This window comes from Streptomyces sp. CB02400, from assembly GCF_001905725.1.
GTDB classification, from domain to species: Bacteria; Actinomycetota; Actinomycetes; order Streptomycetales; family Streptomycetaceae; genus Streptomyces; species Streptomyces atrovirens.
Genome location: NZ_LIWB01000018.1, coordinates 17,028 through 34,485 on the forward strand (window position 1 = coordinate 17,028; position 17,458 = coordinate 34,485).

The 17,458-nt window shown below is 72.0% G+C and carries 11 protein-coding genes; 8 read left to right on the forward strand and 3 right to left on the reverse strand.

Annotated features, from left to right (window positions below):
• The first annotated feature begins 1 nt into the window (after position 1).
• Positions 2–2,755, forward strand: a complete 2,754-nt coding sequence (locus AMK33_RS31990; RefSeq protein ID WP_073936494.1) for an ATP-dependent RNA helicase — start codon at positions 2–4, stop codon at positions 2,753–2,755.
• A gap of 24 nt (positions 2,756–2,779) precedes the next feature.
• Here the strand turns inward: AMK33_RS31990 and AMK33_RS31995 are convergent, their stop codons facing one another.
• Positions 2,780–4,561: a lytic transglycosylase domain-containing protein gene (locus tag AMK33_RS31995; protein ID WP_073936495.1), complete on the reverse strand. Its 1,782-nt coding sequence runs from the start codon at positions 4,559–4,561 to the stop codon at positions 2,780–2,782.
• Positions 4,562–4,847: 286 nt separating this feature from the next.
• Between AMK33_RS31995 and AMK33_RS32000 the strand changes: the two genes are divergently transcribed.
• Positions 4,848–5,702, forward strand: coding sequence for a DUF4184 family protein (locus tag AMK33_RS32000; protein WP_073936496.1), 855 nt, complete (start codon positions 4,848–4,850; stop codon positions 5,700–5,702).
• Here the strand turns inward: AMK33_RS32000 and AMK33_RS32005 are convergent.
• Positions 5,626–6,060: a hypothetical protein gene (locus AMK33_RS32005; protein ID WP_073936497.1), complete on the reverse strand. Its 435-nt coding sequence runs from the start codon at positions 6,058–6,060 to the stop codon at positions 5,626–5,628. The genes AMK33_RS32000 and AMK33_RS32005 overlap by 77 nt on opposite strands.
• Positions 6,061–6,405: 345 nt before the next feature.
• Positions 6,406–9,132, reverse strand: coding sequence for a DNA polymerase I (polA, locus tag AMK33_RS32010; protein ID WP_073936498.1), 2,727 nt, complete (start codon positions 9,130–9,132; stop codon positions 6,406–6,408).
• Positions 9,133–9,405: 273 nt separating this feature from the next.
• Here polA and AMK33_RS32020 point away from each other — a divergent pair, with 273 nt between their 5' ends.
• The 6 genes from AMK33_RS32020 to AMK33_RS32045 all read left to right on the forward strand — a co-directional run bounded on the left by AMK33_RS32020 (position 9,406) and on the right by AMK33_RS32045 (position 17,457).
• Complete coding sequence (locus AMK33_RS32020; RefSeq protein ID WP_073936638.1) at positions 9,406–11,685, forward strand: FdhF/YdeP family oxidoreductase; 2,280 nt, start codon at positions 9,406–9,408, stop codon at positions 11,683–11,685.
• 51 nt (positions 11,686–11,736) lie between these two features.
• Positions 11,737–12,219 carry a PaaI family thioesterase gene (locus tag AMK33_RS32025; RefSeq protein WP_073936500.1) on the forward strand — a complete coding sequence of 161 codons (483 nt, stop codon included), beginning with the start codon at positions 11,737–11,739 and terminating at the stop codon, positions 12,217–12,219.
• Between the two features lie 76 nt (positions 12,220–12,295).
• Entirely contained in the window at positions 12,296–12,718 is a 423-nt protein-coding gene (locus AMK33_RS32030; protein ID WP_073936501.1) for a hypothetical protein, read from the forward strand.
• 627 nt (positions 12,719–13,345) lie between these two features.
• Positions 13,346–14,581, forward strand: coding sequence for a branched-chain amino acid ABC transporter substrate-binding protein (locus AMK33_RS32035; protein ID WP_073936502.1), 1,236 nt, complete (start codon positions 13,346–13,348; stop codon positions 14,579–14,581).
• Between the two features lie 117 nt (positions 14,582–14,698).
• A complete protein-coding gene (locus tag AMK33_RS32040; protein WP_073936503.1) occupies positions 14,699–15,628 on the forward strand; it encodes a branched-chain amino acid ABC transporter permease in 930 nt (309 codons plus the stop codon).
• Positions 15,629–15,633: 5 nt separating this feature from the next.
• Positions 15,634–17,457, forward strand: a complete 1,824-nt coding sequence (locus AMK33_RS32045) for a branched-chain amino acid ABC transporter permease (RefSeq protein ID WP_079195051.1) — start codon at positions 15,634–15,636, stop codon at positions 17,455–17,457.
• Position 17,458 lies beyond the last annotated feature (1 nt).

Consider the following 17,458-nt stretch of genomic DNA (forward strand, 5'->3'; position numbering starts at 1 on the left):
CGTGATCCGTTACGACGCCCTGGACGCCCTTCCCGTACGCGAGGCCCTGCCGGGGCTGACCGACGCGCTCGACGCGCACGGCACCGCCGTCCTGGTGGCGCCGCCCGGTACCGGTAAGACGACGCTGGTGCCGCTGGCGCTGGCGGGGCTGCTCGGGAACGGGCCCGCGCGGCGGGTGGTGGTCGCCGAGCCGCGGCGGATCGCGGCCCGCGCGGCGGCACGGCGGATGGCGTGGCTGCTGGGTGAGCGGGTCGGCGGGTCGGTCGGTTTCACCGTGCGCGGGGAGCGGGCGGTGGGGCGGCACACGCGCGTGGAGGTCGTCACGACCGGTGTGCTCCTTCAGCGCCTCCAGCGCGACCAGGAGCTGTCCGGGGTGGACGTGGTGGTGCTCGACGAGTGCCACGAGCGGCATCTGGACGCGGACACGGCGGCGGCGTTCCTGTGGGACGTGCGCGAGGCGCTGCGCCCGGAGCTGCGGCTGGTGGCCGCGTCGGCGACGACGGACGCGGAGGGCTGGGCACGACTGCTGGGGGACGCGCCGGTGGTTCAAGCGCGCGGTGCCGCGTTCCCGGTGGACGTGGTGTGGGCGCCGCCCGCGCGTGCGGTACGGCCGCCGCACGGGATGCGGGTCGATCCGGCGCTGCTGACGCATGTGGCGTCGGTGGTGCGGCGGGCGCTGGCGGAGCGGGACGGGGACGTGCTGGCGTTCCTGCCGGGGGTCGGCGAGATCGCCCGGGTGGCCGGGCAGCTCGGGGGCCTCGGGGACGTCGACGTGCTCCAGGTGCACGGGCGGGCGCCGGCCGCCGTGCAGGACGCGGTGCTGTCCGTCGGGGAACGGCGCCGGGTGGTGCTGGCGACCTCGGTCGCGGAGTCGTCGCTGACGGTTCCCGGGGTGCGGGTGGTCGTGGACTCCGGGCTGGCGCGCGAGCCGCGCGTGGACCACGCGCGGGGGCTCAGCGCGCTGACGACGGTACGGGCCTCCCGCGCGGCGGGGCTCCAGCGGGCGGGGCGGGCCGGGCGTGAGGCGCCGGGGGCGGTGTACCGGTGCTGGGCGGAGGCGGAGGACGCGCGGCTGCCGCGGTTCCCCTCCCCCGAGATCAAAGTGGCCGACCTGACGGCGTTCGCGCTCCAGGCGGCCTGCTGGGGCGACCCGGACGCCTCGGGGCTGGCACTGCTGGATCCCCCGCCGGCCGGGGCGATGGCGGCGGCCCGCTCCGTCCTGACGGCGATCGGCGCGGTGGGCCCCGACGGGCGGGCCGGCGAACGCGGGGCACGGCTGGCCCGCCTGGGCCTGCACCCGCGCCTGGGCCGCGCCCTGCTGGACGCGGCACCGGCGGTGGGCCCGGGCCTCGCGGCCGAAGTGGTCGCCCTGATCAGCGAGGAGCCGCCGCGCGAGTACGGCGACGACCTCACCGCCGCGCTGCGGACCGTCCGCCGCGGGGGTGACGCGTACGCCGCGCGGTGGCGCAAGGAGGTCAGCCGCCTCCGCGGGCTCGTGTCCGAGCCCACGCGGCCCTCCCCGCCGACACCGGCGGACCGGTCCGGCACCCGTGCCGCCACCGTCCGGCCCCCGGGGCAGGCGGCAGGGGGCGGCGCCCCGCCCACCGCGCAGACGGCCGACGGGAACGGCACTCGGGCCGTCGGCGCACCGGACACGCCCGTCTCGGGCACCCCGCGGGGGCCGGGCGGTGGGAACGCCGGGACGGTGGCGTCGCGGGCGGCTGAGAGCTCTCGGCCCTCGTGGGGGGACGGAGCCGGCTTCCGGCCTGTGGTCGGGGGCGGGGAGGACCTGCGGGTCGGGCTTGTTGTCGCGCTGGCCTTTCCCGAGCGGGTGGCCCGCACGGAGGGTGGTTCGTATCTGATGGTGGGTGGGACGCGGGCCGAGGTGGGGGCTGGGTCGCGGTTGCGGGGGGCCGAGTGGGTCGCCGTCGCCGTGGCCGATCGGCCTGTGGGGCGGGGGCACGCGCGCGTGCAGCTCGGGGGCGTTGTCGACGAGGGGGTCGCGCGGGTCGCGGCGGGGGCGTTGCTGGAGTACCGGGAAGAAGTGGGCTGGGGCGACGGGGACGTCGTCGCGCGGCGGGTCGAGCGGCTCGGGGCGGTGGAGGTGGCCGTGCGGGCGTATGCCGACGCCGACCCCTCGCTCGTACAGGACGCGCTGCTGGACGGGCTGCGGCGGGAGGGGTTCGGGCTGCTGCGGTGGCCGGCCGGGGCCGTCGTACTGCGGCAGCGGCTGGCGTTCCTGCACGGGCGGCTCGGCGCGCCGTGGCCCGATGTCTCCGACGAGGCGCTGCACGCGCGCGTGGCGGAGTGGCTGGAGCCGGAACTGAGCCGGGCCCGGCGACGGGCCGATCTCGCGCGGATCGACGCCGGGCAGGCACTCGCGCGGCTGCTGCCCTGGGCCTCCGGGGAGGCCGTGCGGCTCGACGAGCTCGCCCCCGAGCGGATCACCGTACCCAGTGGGTCCGGAATCCGGATCGACTACTCCGATCCGGAGCAGCCGGTGCTCGCGGTCAAACTCCAGGAGATGTTCGGGCTCCAGGAGTCGCCGCGGGTGGCCGGGGTGCCGCTGCTGGTGCACCTGCTGTCCCCGGCCGGGCGGCCCGCCGCCGTGACCGCCGACCTCGCCTCGTTCTGGCGGGACGGCTACAAGGGCGTACGGGCCGAACTGCGCGGGCGCTACCCCAAGCACCCCTGGCCGGAGGATCCGGCCACCGCCGAGCCGACCCGGCACACCAACGCGCGGCTCAGGCGGTGATCCGTTCGTTCCGTTCCGGTTCCGTCAGGTGGTGGGGCTCGCCGACGGGCTGTCCGACGGGGCCGGAGTCTCCGTCTCGGCCGGATTCTCCGTCTCGGCCGGGGGCTCCGTCTCGGTCGGCGGCGCCGCCACGGTCAGCTCGATCGTGACGGTCGCTCCGCCCGGGGTGGTGACGCGGAGCAGGAACGTGCCCTCGGTGTCGTCCGCGTAGAGCTGAGGCAGCTTCAGCAGGCCGTCCGCGTCCGTCGGCAGACCGCTCAGGGTGCGTACGGCCTTGCCGTCGGCGTCCTTGAAGTAGGGGCCCTTGTCGTTCTCGGTCGGGTCCTCGGCCGACTTGATGAGCGTCGCGGTGGCGGCGACCTTGTCGGCGACGGCACCCTTGTACGTGGCCTTCAGCTCGACCGCGTCCGCGAACTCGCCGCCCGGCGTGCAGGTCAGCTCCTTCGTACTGGTGCGGACGAGGGTGTCGGCGGCGCGCTCGGTGACCGTCGCCCGGTAGGCGACGCCCTTGACCGTCCGGCCGACCACGGTGGCCTGGACGATGACGGAACCGGTCTTCTCGCCCGCCTGGAGCGCGGGGGCCACGGCGACGCCCGAGCTGTCGGTGACGACGGTGGCCACGCTCTCGCCGCCGGTGAAGGTGGTGTCGGTGTCACTGATGACGGTGAAGCGGATCCGCACCTTGGCCACGGCCTTGCCGGCGTCCGTCTCCGCGCGGGCGCTCATCCGCTCGGTGAACGCGTCGCCCGCCATCGCGGTGAACTGCGCGGTACCGGCGTTCTCCAGGTGGTCCACCGTGTCGGTGGGGGTGGGCGGGGTGGTGGGTGGAGTGGTGGGCGGGGTGGTGGTGGGCGGCGGCGTGTTCGGGGTGCCGGAGTCGGCCGGCTTCTCCGGCTTCGGGCTGGGCTTCGGCGACGGCGACGTGCTCGGCGGCGTGCTCGGCGCCGTCGGGGAAGGACGCACCGTGCCGGTGCTGTCGCTGCGGTCCCTGGGCAGCGTGCCGGTGCCGTCGGGGATCTCGTGCGTGCCCCTGCGGTAGTACTCCAGCCACGACATGACGGTGTTCAGGTACTCCGTCGACTGGTTGTAGCTGAGGATCGCCCGGTCGAGGTCCCGCTGGTCGGACAGGTCCCAGCCGTTGCGGCACAGGTAGTGGCCGGCGGCGAGGGCGGCGTCGTAGATGTTGTTGGGGTCCTCACGGCCGTCGCCGTTGCCGTCGCGGCCCGCCCACTCCCAGGTGGAGGGGATGAACTGCATGGGGCCGACGGCCTGGTCGTAGGAGCTGTTGCCGTCGTAGGCACCGTTGTCGGTGTCCTTGATGAGGGCGAAGCCGTTGCCGTCGAGCTGGGGGCCGAGGATGGGCGAGAGGGTGGTGCCGTCGGCGTCGACGCGTCCGCCGCGGGCCTGACCGGACTCCACCTTGCCGATGGCGGCGAGGAGTTGCCAGGGCAGGTTGCAGCCGGGCTTCTTCTCGCGCAGTGTCGCCTCGGCCCGCTTGTAGGCGTCGAGGACCGTCGCCGGTATGCCGGCCTCGGTCACGCCGGACGTGTCCGTTCCGGTGCTCGCGGACGGGGCGGGGTTGGGGCTGTTGAGCGGCGGCAGGTCCGTGTAGTACGGCGAGTTGCCGGTCGCGCCGGCGTCGGCGGCCTCCTCGGACGAGGGCGTGGCGTCCGAGGTGGTCTGCCCTCCCTGACCGTCGGTCGTCGCGCCGGGGGCCTGGGACGCGGCCAGGGCCGCCACCGCCGCCGCGGCGACGGCGGTGGTCGTCACTCCCTTGCGCAGCCTCCTGCCGAATTGCGCCGCCATAGAGTGAGCCCCTCCCGTGAACGCCGTGACGTCCGTCAGCCTGTGTTGTGTTCGCCCTGTTGTGACGATCTACCCGCCCCGCTGGTTGCCCTCCTGTGGGCATCCGGCACGACGGCCCTCGCGACCCTACGGCAACTTCCTTTGCGCGGACACCTGTTCATGCCCGATATTCACCGGTTCACCACGTTCCCGTGGGGCGGAGGTCGGTACGGGGCGTCACGCATACTGGGGCCTGCCGATCAAGTGGGTCCGCGGGCCCGGTCAACCACTGTCACGAGGAGCCGCGTTGCCGTTCACGCTGAGCCATGCGGCGGCGGTGCTGCCCGCCGTGCGCACGGACGGGAGGGGGCGGGGCACCCTGGTTCCCGCCGTACTGGTCGCGGGCAGCTTCGCGCCCGACATGACCTATTACGCGGCGAGTGTCCTGTCCGGGGCGATGGAGTTCGGTGACGTCACCCATGCGTTCTGGGGTGTGTTCACGGTCGACGTGCTCATCGCCTGGGCGCTGGTGGGGCTGTGGCTGCTGGTGCGCGAACCGCTGGTGGCGCTGTTGCCGCGGGCCCGGCAGGGACGGGCGGCGGCGCTGCTGCGCTGCGGGGCGCCGCGTGCGCGGACACGGCCGTCGCTGGTGGCGCGCTGGTACGTCTCGGCCGTGGTGGGGGCGTCGACGCATGTGGTCTGGGACGCGTTCACGCATCTCGACCGGTGGGGGATGCGGGTGTTTCCCGTGCTCGGCGAGAAGGTGGCGGGGTCGCCGCTGTACTGGTACCTGCAGTACGGCGGTTCGGCGGTGGCCGCGGTCGTCATCGCGCTGTTCGTGGCGCGGGCGCTGCGGCGGACGGCCCCCGGGGGCGAGCCGGTGGGGGTGCCCGTGCTGTCCGCCGGGGACCGGTGGTGGGCCGTCGCGCTGCTCGGCGGGTGCGCGGTGGTGGCCGCGGTGCAGCGGGCCTCGCGGTGGTGGGCCTACTGGGGCTCGACCGCGAAGCCCTGGGAACTGATTCCGACGGCGTGCTTCGGGGCGGGCGCGGGGCTGGTCCTCGCGCTGCCGCTGTACGCGGCGGCCGTCAGGGTGTGGCGTCCGGCCACGGGGGTCCCTGCGAGCGCCGGTACGCGGCGGCCGGACCGTACGGGCGCACGCTGAGGGTGTCGCTCGCCGCGACGAACACGGTGACGGTGCGGACCGGGCGGGGGCGGGGGCGGGGCAGCAGGGTGAGCACGAGGGTGAGGTAGGCGCGGGCCAGCTCGGCCCACAGCCGCCACGGCGGCTGCTCGCCCACGAGGACCCCGGCGGTGGGGGTGCGGGCGGTTCGCCGGCGGCCGTCGGCGATACGGCGGCCGAGGTCCGCCGTGGCGCTGCGCAGCGCGGTCGCGAGGGTGGCGGGGGTGCGGGCGGTACTTGCGGAGGCCGCGAAGACCGGGACCGGCGGAGACAGCGTGTGTCCGCCGGGGCGCGGGGGTGCGTTGCCTGCCGCTGTGCGGTGAAGCATGCGTATACCCATGCATGGCATGGTGTCCGGCCCTGCGGGCGGGGGCTTTCCCGCAGGGGCCACGCGAGTGAAGGTTTCCGATCCTGGGGGCTGCGCCCCCAACCCCCCTCCGGCCCTGGACGGGCCTCGTCCTCAATCGCCGGACGGGCTGGAAACGCAGACCTCGTCCCCAGGCTCCCCGGACGGGCTGGAAACGCAGACCTCGTCCTCGAACGCCAGGCTGGAAGCTCAGGCCTCGTCCTCGAACGCCAGGCTGGAAGCTCAGGCCTCGTCCTCGAACTCCCCCGGACGGGCTGGGAAAACCAGCCCCTCCGGCGTTTGAGGAGCGGGGGTGCGGGGGCGGAGCCCCCGGAAGGGCTAATGTGCCGCCGACTCCCAGTCCGGGCCCGCGCCCACCGAGACGCCCAGGGGGACCCGGAGCTCGACCGCGGACGCCATTTCGCGGCGGACCAGGTCCTCCACCGCGGTGCGCTCGCCGGGGGCCAGTTCCAGGACGATTTCGTCGTGGACCTGGAGGAGCGTGCGGGAGCGCAGGTCCGCCTCGCGCAGGGCGCGGTCCACGTTCAGCATGGCGATCTTGACGATGTCCGCCGCCGTGCCCTGGATCGGCGCGTTCAGCGCCATGCGCTCCGCCGCCTCGCGGCGCTGGCGGTTGTCGCTGTTGAGGTCGGGCAGGTAGCGGCGGCGGCCGAAGAGCGTCGCCGTGTAGCCGGTCGCCCTCGCCTCGTCGACGACCCGGCGCAGATAGTCCCGTACGCCGCCGAAGCGCTCGAAGTACGCGTCCATCAGGGCGCGTGCCTCCGCCGCCTCGATGTTGAGCTGCTGGGAGAGGCCGAAGGCCGACAGCCCGTACGCCAGCCCGTACGACATCGCCTTGATCTTGCGGCGCATCTCCGCGTCCACGGCGGACTGCTCGACGGAGAACACCTGGGCCGCCGCCGTGGTGTGCAGGTCCTCGCCCGAGGTGAACGCCTCGATCAGGCCGGCGTCCTCGGAGAGGTGGGCCATCACGCGCAGCTCGATCTGGCTGTAGTCGGCGGTGAGGAGCGACTCGAAGCCCTCGCCGACGACGAAGCCGCGGCGGATCGCGCGGCCCTCGTCCGTGCGGACCGGGATGTTCTGGAGGTTGGGGTCCGTCGAGGACAGCCGGCCCGTCGCGGCGACCGTCTGGTTGAACGTGGTGTGGATACGGCCGTCCGCGGCGATCGTCTTGATCAGGCCCTCGACGGTGACGCGCAGCTTCGCCTGCTCACGGTGGCGGAGCATGATCACCGGCAGTTCGTTGTCGGTCTGCGTGGCGAGCCAGGCCAGGGCGTCGGCGTCCGTGGTGTAGCCGGTCTTCGTCTTCTTCGTCTTCGGCAGGGCCAGCTCGCCGAAGAGGACCTCCTGGAGCTGCTTGGGCGAGCCCAGGTTGAACTCGTGCCCCGCCGCCGCGTGCGCCTCCTTCACCGCCTGCTGCACGGCGCCCGCGAACATCTGCTCCATCGCCTGGAGGTGGTCCCGGTCGGCCGCGATGCCGTGCCGCTCCATGCGGGCGAGCAGCGCGGACGTGGGCAGCTCCATGTCGCGGAGCAGGTCGGCCGCGCCCACTTCTTCGAGGCGGCTCTCGAAGGCCCCGCCCAGGTCGAGGATGGCGCGGGCCTGCACCATCAGTGCCTCGGCCTCCGCTCCGTCGTCCGCGCCGAAGGCGAGCTGGCCGTCGGGTGCGGCGGCGGGCGCCAGCTCGCGGTGCAGGTACTCCAGGGACAGCGCGTCCAGGTCGAAGGAGCGACGGCCCGGCTTCACCAGGTACGCGGCGAGCGCGGTGTCCATGGTGACGCCCTCGATGGTCCAGCCGTGCTCGGCGAAGACCCGCATCGCGCCCTTGGCGTTGTGGAACACCTTGGGGCGGGCCGGGTCGGCGAGCCAGGCCGTGAGCGCCCGCTCGTCGGCCTCGTCCAGCTCGGACGGGTCGAACCAGGCGGCCGGTCCGGCGGCCGTGGCCAGCGCGACCTCGGCGACCGAGCCGGTGCCGAGGGCCCAGGTGTCGACCGTGGCGACGCCGAGCGGGCCGGTGCCGTGCTCGGTGAGCCAGGCGGTCAGCCCGCCGGTGCCCAGCACCGTGCCGTCCAGCTCCACGCCCTCCGCGACGACCGGGGTGGCCTCGGCCTCCTCCGCGCCCGGGTCGACGGCGAACAGCCGCTCGCGCAGCGACGGGTTCCTGATCTCCAGGGTGTCCAGGATCATCGCCACGGCCTTGCGGTCGTAGGCGGTCCGCGCCAGGTCGAGGACGCCCTTGGGCAGCTCGACGGCGCGCTCCAGCTCGGTGAGGCGGCGGTTGAGCTTGACCGCCTCCAGGTGGTCGCGCAGGTTCTGCCCGGCCTTGCCCTTGACCTCCTCGGCACGCTCGACCAGCTCGGCGAAGGAGCCGAACTGGTTGATCCACTTCGCGGCCGTCTTCTCGCCGACGCCGGGGATGCCGGGCAGGTTGTCCGACGGGTCGCCGCGCAGCGCCGCGAAGTCGGGGTACTGGGCGGGGGTCAGGCCGTACTTCTCGACGACCTTCTCCGGGGTGAACCGGGTCAGCTCGGAGACGCCCTTCGTCGGGTACAGCACCGTGGTGCGCTCGGAGACGAGCTGGAAGGAGTCACGGTCGCCGGTGACGATCAGCACCTCGAAGCCCTCGGCCTCGGCCTGGGTGGCGAGGGTGGCGATGATGTCGTCCGCCTCGAAGCCCTCGACGGCGAAGCGGTCGGCGTGCATCGCGTCGAGGAGCTCGCCGATGAGCTCGACCTGGCCCTTGAACTCGTCCGGCGTCTTGGAGCGGTTCGCCTTGTACTCGGTGAACTCCTCCGAGCGCCATGTCTTGCGGGAGACGTCGAAGGCTACGGCGAAGTGGGTGGGGGACTCGTCACGGAGGGTGTTGGCCAGCATCGACGCGAAGCCGTAGATCGCGTTGGTCGGCTGGCCCGTCGCGGTGGTGAAGTTTTCCGCGGGCAGCGCGAAGTACGCGCGGTACGCGAGGGAGTGCCCGTCCATGAGCATCAGGCGGGGGCGGGGGCCGGTGGGGGGCTGGTCGGTCTTCTTCGATGCTGTGTCTGCCACGTGTCCGATCCTGCCACGTGGCACTGACAGCGGGGGGCGGGTGTGTGTCATGGGGTTGATTCGCCCCCTCCGCCCCTTCCCGTCCCGTTCCTGGGGGCTGTGCCCCCAGACCCCCTTCGGCCCTGAACGGGCCTTGTCCTCAAACGCCGGACGGGCTGACTTCCAGCCCCTCCGGCGTTTGAGGAGCGGGGGTCCGGGGGCAGCGCCCCCGGGGTGGGGGCGTGGCAGGATCGGGGGTCTACCTCATGCGTGTATGTGGAACAGGAGTGCGCGATGGCAGCGAAGCCGCCCAAGGGGGATCCGGTTCAGGACGCGCCGCAGGTCGACGAGCCGAAGCATGCTGCCGCGGGACTGCCGGCGATCGGGCACACCCTGCGGATGGCCCAGCGGCAGATGGGTGTGAAGCGGACGGCGCTGACGTTGCTCAGCGTGAATCAGAAGGACGGCTTCGACTGCCCGGGGTGCGCCTGGCCGGAGCCGGAGCACCGGCACCGCGCGGAGTTCTGTGAGAACGGGGCGAAGGCGGTGGCCGAGGAGGCCACCCTGCGCCGGGTCACACCGGAGTTCTTCGCCGCGCACTCCGTCGCCGACCTGTCCGGCCGCAGCGGTTACTGGCTGGGGCAGCAGGGGCGGCTGACGCACCCCGTGTACCTGCCCGAGGGCGGTGAGCACTACGAGCCGGTCACCTGGGAGCGGGCCTTCGACATCGTCGCCGAGGAGATCGCCGCCCTCTCCTCCCCGGACGAGGCCGTCTTCTACACCTCCGGGCGCACCAGCAACGAGGCCGCCTTCCTCTACCAGCTCTTCGCCCGCCGGCTCGGCACCAACAACCTGCCCGACTGCTCCAACATGTGCCACGAGTCGTCCGGCTCGGCCCTGTCGGAGACGATCGGTGTCGGCAAGGGCAGCGTCCTGCTGGAGGACCTCCACAAGGCCGACCTGATCATCGTCGCCGGCCAGAACCCCGGCACCAACCATCCGCGCATGCTGTCCGCCCTGGAGAAGGCCAAGGCGAACGGTGCTCGGATCGTCAGCGTCAATCCGCTGCCCGAGGCGGGGCTGGAGCGCTTCAAGAACCCGCAGACCCCCAAGGGGCTCACCACCGGCGCCGCCCTGACCGACCTGTTCCTGCAGATCCGCATCGGCGGCGACCAGGCCCTGTTCCGCCTCCTCAACAAGCTGATCCTGGACACGCCCGGCGCGGTCGACGAGGAGTTCGTGCGCGAACACACGCACGGCTACGAGGAGTTCGCCGAGGCCGCGCGCGCCGCCGACTGGGACGGGACGCTCACCGCGACCGGCCTCACGCGCGGGGACATCGAGCGGTGTCTGCGGATGGTCCTCGAATCGAAGCGCGTCATCGTGTGCTGGGCGATGGGGCTCACCCAGCACAAGCACTCGGTGCCGATCATCCGCGAGGTCGTCAACTTCCTCCTGCTGCGCGGCAACATCGGCCGCCCGGGGGCGGGCGTGTGCCCGGTGCGCGGTCACTCCAATGTGCAGGGCGACCGCACCATGGGCATCTTCGAGCGGCCCGCGCCCGCGTTCCTGGACGCCCTGGAGAAGGAGTTCGGCTTCGCGCCGCCGCGCGAGCACGGCTTCGACGTCGTACGGGCCATCCGGGCGCTGCGCGACGGGAAGGCGAAGGTCTTCTTCGCCATGGGCGGCAACTTCGTCTCCGCCTCCCCCGACACGGAGGTCACCGAGGCCGCGATGCGCCGGGCGCGGCTGACGGTGCACGTGTCGACCAAGCTGAACCGCTCGCACACCGTCACGGGCGCGCGCGCCCTGATCCTGCCGACGCTCGGCCGCACCGAGCGCGATGTCCAGGGCGGCGGCGAGCAGTTCGTGACGGTCGAGGACTCCATGGGCATGGTGCACGCCTCGCGCGGGCGTCTGGAACCGGCGAGCGGGCGGCTGCTGTCGGAGCCGGCCATCGTGTGCCGGCTGGCCCGCCGTGTGCTCGGCGATGACGACACGGTGCCGTGGGAGGAGTTCGAGAAGGACTACGCGACGATCCGCGACCGCATCGCGCGGGTGATCCCCGGCTTCGAGGACTTCAACGCGCGCGTGGCGCGTCCCGGGGGCTTCGCGCTCCCGCACGCCCCGCGCGACGAGCGCCGCTTCCCCACCGCCACCGGCAAGGCCAACTTCACCGCCGCGCCGGTGGAGTTCCCCGAGCTGCCCAAGGGCCGGCTGCTGCTGCAGACGCTGCGCTCGCACGACCAGTACAACACCACGATCTACGGTCTCGACGACCGCTACCGGGGGATCAGGAACGGCCGCCGCGTGGTGCTGGTCAACCCGGAGGACGCGCGGGAGCTGCGGCTGGTGGACGGCAGTTACGTCGATCTGGTCGGCGAGTGGAAGGACGGTGTGGAGCGCAGGGCGCCCGGGTTCCGCGTCGTGCACTACCCGACGGCGCGGGGGTGTGCGGCGGCGTACTACCCGGAGACCAACGTCCTGGTGCCGCTGGACGCCACCGCGGACACCAGCAACACCCCGGCCAGCAAGTCGGTCGTGGTGCGTCTGGAACAATCGGCGACCGACTGAGCGTTCGCTCAGCAGACAGCCGTACCGACGCACGACGAAGGAGCCGGGCCCATGGGAGAGCAGCAGCAGGTGAAGTTCCCGCAGGAGGTCATCGACGAGTACGCCGCGCTCGGTGTGGACCTGCCGGCGCTGTTCTCGGCGGGTCACCTGGGCACGCGCATGGGCGTGCAGATCCTGGAGGCGTCGGCGGAGCGGGTCGTCGGGACGATGCCGGTGGAGGGCAACACCCAGCCGTACGGGCTGCTGCACGGCGGCGCGTCCGCCGTACTGGCCGAGACGCTGGGGTCGGTGGGGTCGATGCTGCACGGCGGCAGCTCCAAGATCGCCGTCGGGGTCGACCTCAACTGCACGCATCACCGCGGCGTCCGCTCCGGCCTGGTCACCGGGGTCGCCACTCCGGTGCACCGGGGGCGGTCCACGGCGACGTACGAGATCGTCATCACCGACGAGGCGGACAAGCGGGTGTGCACCGCGCGGCTGACCTGCCTGCTGCGGGACGTCCGGCCCGGCGACGGGGAACAGGCGGCGGGCTGACGGCCGCCGGGGATGCGGAGGGCGTCCGCTCCGCATCCCCGTTGCCGCGGGGCGGTGGCCGCCCTACGGTGCGGGCATGGGACGGGGAGGCACCACTCGGACGTATCTCCTGGCGGCGCTCGCGGCGGGCCTCGTGGTGACCGGCTGCGGCGCGTCCGGTTCCGGCCACGCGTCCGGCGGGCAGACGGACACCGCGTCCGACAGGCGGACCGGCTCCGCCCCGCCGTCGCCGCGCGCCACCTCCGACGAGGAGCTGTGCGCGAAGCTCGTCGGGTACTGGTCCCGCAAGGCCCTCGAAGGCGACACCTACGGCGACTACCAGTCCATGGGGCTGTCCGGCGGGCAGTACGACATCCTGCGCGCGGCCGTGGCCGCCGCCCGTCCCGTCGAGAAGCGTCAAGGCCCTCGAGCCGCACACGAGTTGATGGCCCGTAAGGTGCGCGAGGGGTGCGTCGACCGGTACCGCGGCGGCAAACCGACGGGCGGACCGTGGCAATGACCCCCATCCCTCCCGGCGGTTGGTGAAACCGCAGGCCAACACCCTTGAACCGGCAATCCGGAACTTCGGATTCACCGTTCGGTCCGGCACGGAATCCCGGCTTTAGGTGGCCATTACACGGAATTCCCCCTCCGCCCCTTTACCTCACTCGGGGCTTTCCGTCACCCCCTCCGCGGCGGAATGAGAGAAAGCGCCGGAAACGCCGGACCCTCTTTCCTGGACGTAACTCTGTGTAATACGCGCGCAATGCGGCCACCCGCTCCGACCCCATGGGACGCGGGGTGCGCCACCCCTCCCTCCAGGCTTCGCGAGTCGCCTCCAGCAACAACTTCAGGTAATTACCAAAACCTCCGATACACCTGAACACACCGCGCCGGGTCCTGCGGTTTCTCACCATCCGGACAGGGCAAAACGGCGAGAATTCCGCCGTTCCCCCCAGCCAGTACCGCTCTGCAATACGTCGTGTCATAACAAGAGAGTCACAGCCTTGGCCAGACCCTCCTCCACGTTCCCCCCACCCGCTTAGAGTCACCGCCAGTCACCGCGCCAGCCCGATTGTCACGTCGGCCCAGCGCTCGACTCGGCCATTTCCATCAGGGAGCGGCCGTCAGGGGAAAGGACTGGATCGTGCGTCAACGTTCGCTCATCGCCCTCACCGCGGCACTCGCGGCGGGATCGCTCACCCTCACCGCATGCGGGTCGCGCGACGACGACAGCAGCAACGGCAGTGGCGGCGGCGACAAGACCACTGTCGTGATCGGCATCGACGCCCCGCTGACCGGCGACCTCTCGGCCCTCGGCCTCGGCATGCGCAACTCCGCCGAGCTCGCCGTGAAGACGGCCAACAAGGAGGAGTACGTCAAGGGCATCGAGTTCGAGCTCGAACCCCTCGACGACCAGGCGCAGCCCTCCGTGGGCCAGCAGAACGCCCAGAAGTTCATCAGCGACAAGGACGTCCTCGGCGTCGTCGGCCCGCTGAACTCCAGCGTCTCCCAGCAGATGCAGAAGCCGTTCAACGACGCCGGCCTGGTCCAGGTCTCCCCGGCCAACACCGGCACCGAGCTGACCCAGGGCGACGGCTGGAAGACCGGCGACTCGGTCCGCCAGTTCGACACCTTCTTCCGCACCGCCACCACGGACGAGATCCAGGGTGCCTTCGCCGCCGAGTACCTCTACACCAAGGCCGGCAAGAAGAAGGTCTACCTGATCGACGACCAGAAGACCTACGGCGCCGGCCTCGCCGCGTCCTTCAAGACCAACTTCACCAAGCTCGGCGGCAAGATCGTCGGCAGCGACCACATCAACCCCGAGGACCGCGACTTCAACGCCGTCGTCGCCAAGATCAAGTCGACCGGCGCCGAGGCCCTCTACTACGGCGGCGAGTACCCGGCCGCCGCCCCGCTGAGCCAGCAGCTCAAGGACAGCGGCCAGAGCATCCCGCTGATGGGCGGCGACGGCATCTACTCCGCCGAGTTCCCGAAGCTCAACAAGAAGGCCGAGGGCGACCTCGCCACCTCCGTGGGCAAGCCCGTCGAGCAGCTCCCCTCCGCCAAGGAGTTCATCGCGAACTACAAGGCCGAGAACTTCGAGGACGCGTACGAGGCGTACGGCGGCCTCACCTACGACGCCACCTGGTCGATCATCGAGGCCGTCAAGCTGGCGGTCGACGGCAACGACGGCAAGGTCCCCACGGACGGCCGCAAGGCGGTCCTGGACGCCATGAGCAAGGTCAAGTTCGACGGCGTCACCGGCACCATCTCCTTCGACGAGTTCGGTGACACCACGAACACCCTGATGACCGCCTACAAGGTCAAGAGCAACGCCTGGTCGCCCGAGTACAGCGCCTCCCCCAAGGTCGACTGAGCGAGGGGACACACAGCGGAGGAGACACCCCGCACACATTGACCCCAGGCCGCGCGGGAGCGCCCACCAGCGCTCCCGCGCGGCGCCGTATCCGAACCACTCCACGGAGGCCCTGCGGTGAACGAACTGCCGCAACAGCTGGCCAATGGACTCATCCTCGGCGCGATGTACGGACTCATCGCGATCGGCTACACGATGGTCTACGGCATCGTCCAGCTCATCAACTTCGCCCACGGCGAGATCTTCATGGTCGGGGGCTTCGGGGCCCTCACCGTGTTCCTCATACTCCCCGACGGCTTCGCCCTCGGCGCAGCCATCCCGCTCATGATCCTCGGCGGCGTCATCGTCTCGGTCGCCTTCGCCACCGCCGCCGAACGCTTCGCCTACCGGCCCCTGCGCGGCGCCCCACGGCTGGCACCACTGATCACCGCGATCGGTCTGTCCATCGTCCTCCAGCAGATCGTGTGGATGTGGTACCCGGAGGCCAAGAAGGACCGTTCCTTCCCGCGGTTCCAGGGCGAGCCCATCGACTTCCTCGGCGCCACCATCCAGCGCGGTGACCTCTTCGTCATCATCGCCGCCCCGCTGTGCATGCTCGCCCTCGGTCTCTTCGTGTCGAAGACCCGCTCCGGCCGCGGCATGCAGGCCACCGCGCAGGACCCCGACACCGCCAAGCTGATGGGCGTCAACACCGACCGCATCATCGTGATGGCGTTCGCCATCGGTGCCGCGTTCGCCGCGATCGCCGCCGTCGCCTACGGCCTCAAGAACGGCCAAGTCGGCTTCCGCATGGGCTTCCTGATGGGCCTCAAGGCCTTCACCGCCGCCGTCCTCGGCGGCATCGGCAACATCTACGGCGCCATGCTCGGCGGCATCGTCCTCGGCGTCGCCGAGGCCCTCGCCACCGGCTACATCGCCAACGTCCCCGGCATGGACCTCTTCGGCGGCGGCGCCTGGAAGGACGTATGGGCGTTCGCCCTGCTCATCCTCGTCCTGCTCTTCCGGCCACAAGGCCTGCTCGGCGAACGCGTCGCGGATCGGGCGTGATACCCATGACCACCAGAACTCCCACCACCGACGCCACCGCCAAGGCGGCCACCGCACCGGCCCCCCCGATCGTCCCGCTGCCGCCCGCCGCGGCACGCGCCGTCACCGTCGCCGGCTCCGCCGTCGCGTTCGTCGGCACCTTCCTCGCCTGGACCTGGACCGACGAGTTCCCCGGCAACCTCACCGTCACCGGCTACCCCGGCGGCCTGCAGGTCCTCACCCTCGTCGGCGCCCTCCTCACCCTGCTGTTCGTCCTCTCCGGCTACGGCGTCCGCGGACTGGGCTGGCTCACCCCCGGCGGCACCAACAGCCCCGTCCTGCTGACCGCCCTCGGTGTCCTCGGCACCACCGGCTACGCCATGGGCGCCATCAGCCAGGAACTCGGCGGACTCGTCAACCTCGAGCCCGGCGCCTGGGTCTCCGGCATCGGTGCCCTCGTCGCCGTCATCGGCGCCCTCGGCCTCCCGGCCGACCAGCCGTACGACGCCGACGAGCCGCACCCGGGCCTGTGGGGCCGGATCCGCCACTCCCTCACCGCCCCCGAGCCCGCCCGCGCCAAGGACCTGCCCTCCTGGGCCGAGATCCTCATCATCGCCGCCGGCTTCGGCATCGGCCTGTACGTGTTCGCGTACGGCATCGGCACCGAGTACTCCGAGCTGTTCGTCGGCTTCCTGATCATGGCCGCGTTCGGCTTCACCGCGGTCACCCGCGCGGGACTCCTCAGGCGGCTCTCGGCGCTCACCGCCAAGCACCGCAACGTCACCCTCGCCGCCGCGTTCGTCGCCGCGATCTGCTTCCCCTTCACCCAGAGCAACGACCAGTTCGCCCTCATCGGCGCGAACATCCTGATCTTCGCCACCGTCGCCCTGGGCCTCAACGTCGTCGTCGGCCTCGCCGGCCTCCTCGACCTCGGATACGTCGCCTTCCTCGGCGTCGGCGCCTACGCCGCCGCCCTGGTCTCCGGCTCCCCGCAGTCGAGCATCGGCGTGCACTTCCCGTTCTGGGCGGCCGTCCTCACCGGCGCCCTCGCCTCGCTGATCTTCGGCGTGGTGATCGGCGCACCGACCCTGCGACTGCGCGGCGACTACCTCGCCATCGTGACGCTCGGCTTCGGTGAGATCTTCCGCATCACCATGAACAACCTCAACGGCAACAGCGGACCCGACGTCACCAACGGCTCCAACGGCATCCCGAACATCCCCGACCTCAAGGTCCTCGGGTTCGACCTCGGAGTACCGCACGACGTCCTCGGTCACGAGCTCACCCGCTCCGGCAACTACTACCTGCTGATGCTGCTGTTCACGGCCGTCGTCGTCATGGTCTTCCGCCGCTCCGCGGAATCCCGCATCGGCCGCGCCTGGGTCGCCATCCGCGAGGACGAGACCGCCGCCACCGCCATGGGCATCAACGGCTTCCGCCTCAAGCTCCTCGCCTTCGCCCTCGGCGCCTGTCTGGCCGGCCTCGCCGGCACCGTCCAGGCCCACGTGTCCTACAGCGTCACCCCCGAGCAGTACCAGTTCGCCGGCTCCGTGCCGCCCAACTCGGCCTTCCTGCTCGCCGCCGTCATCCTCGGTGGCATGGGCACCATCAGCGGCCCCCTCATCGGCGCCGCGCTGCTCTACCTGATCCCGGCCAAGCTCCAGTTCATGGCGGAGTACCAGCTGCTCCTCTTCGGCGCCGCGCTCATGCTCCTCATGCGCTTCCGCCCCGAAGGACTGGTCGCCGACCGCAGGAAGCAGCTCGAGTTCCACGACACCGGACAGCTCGACGTACCGGACGACAAGCCGCTCCCCGACGGCGCGACCGGCGTCGCGAAGGCAGGGGCGTGAC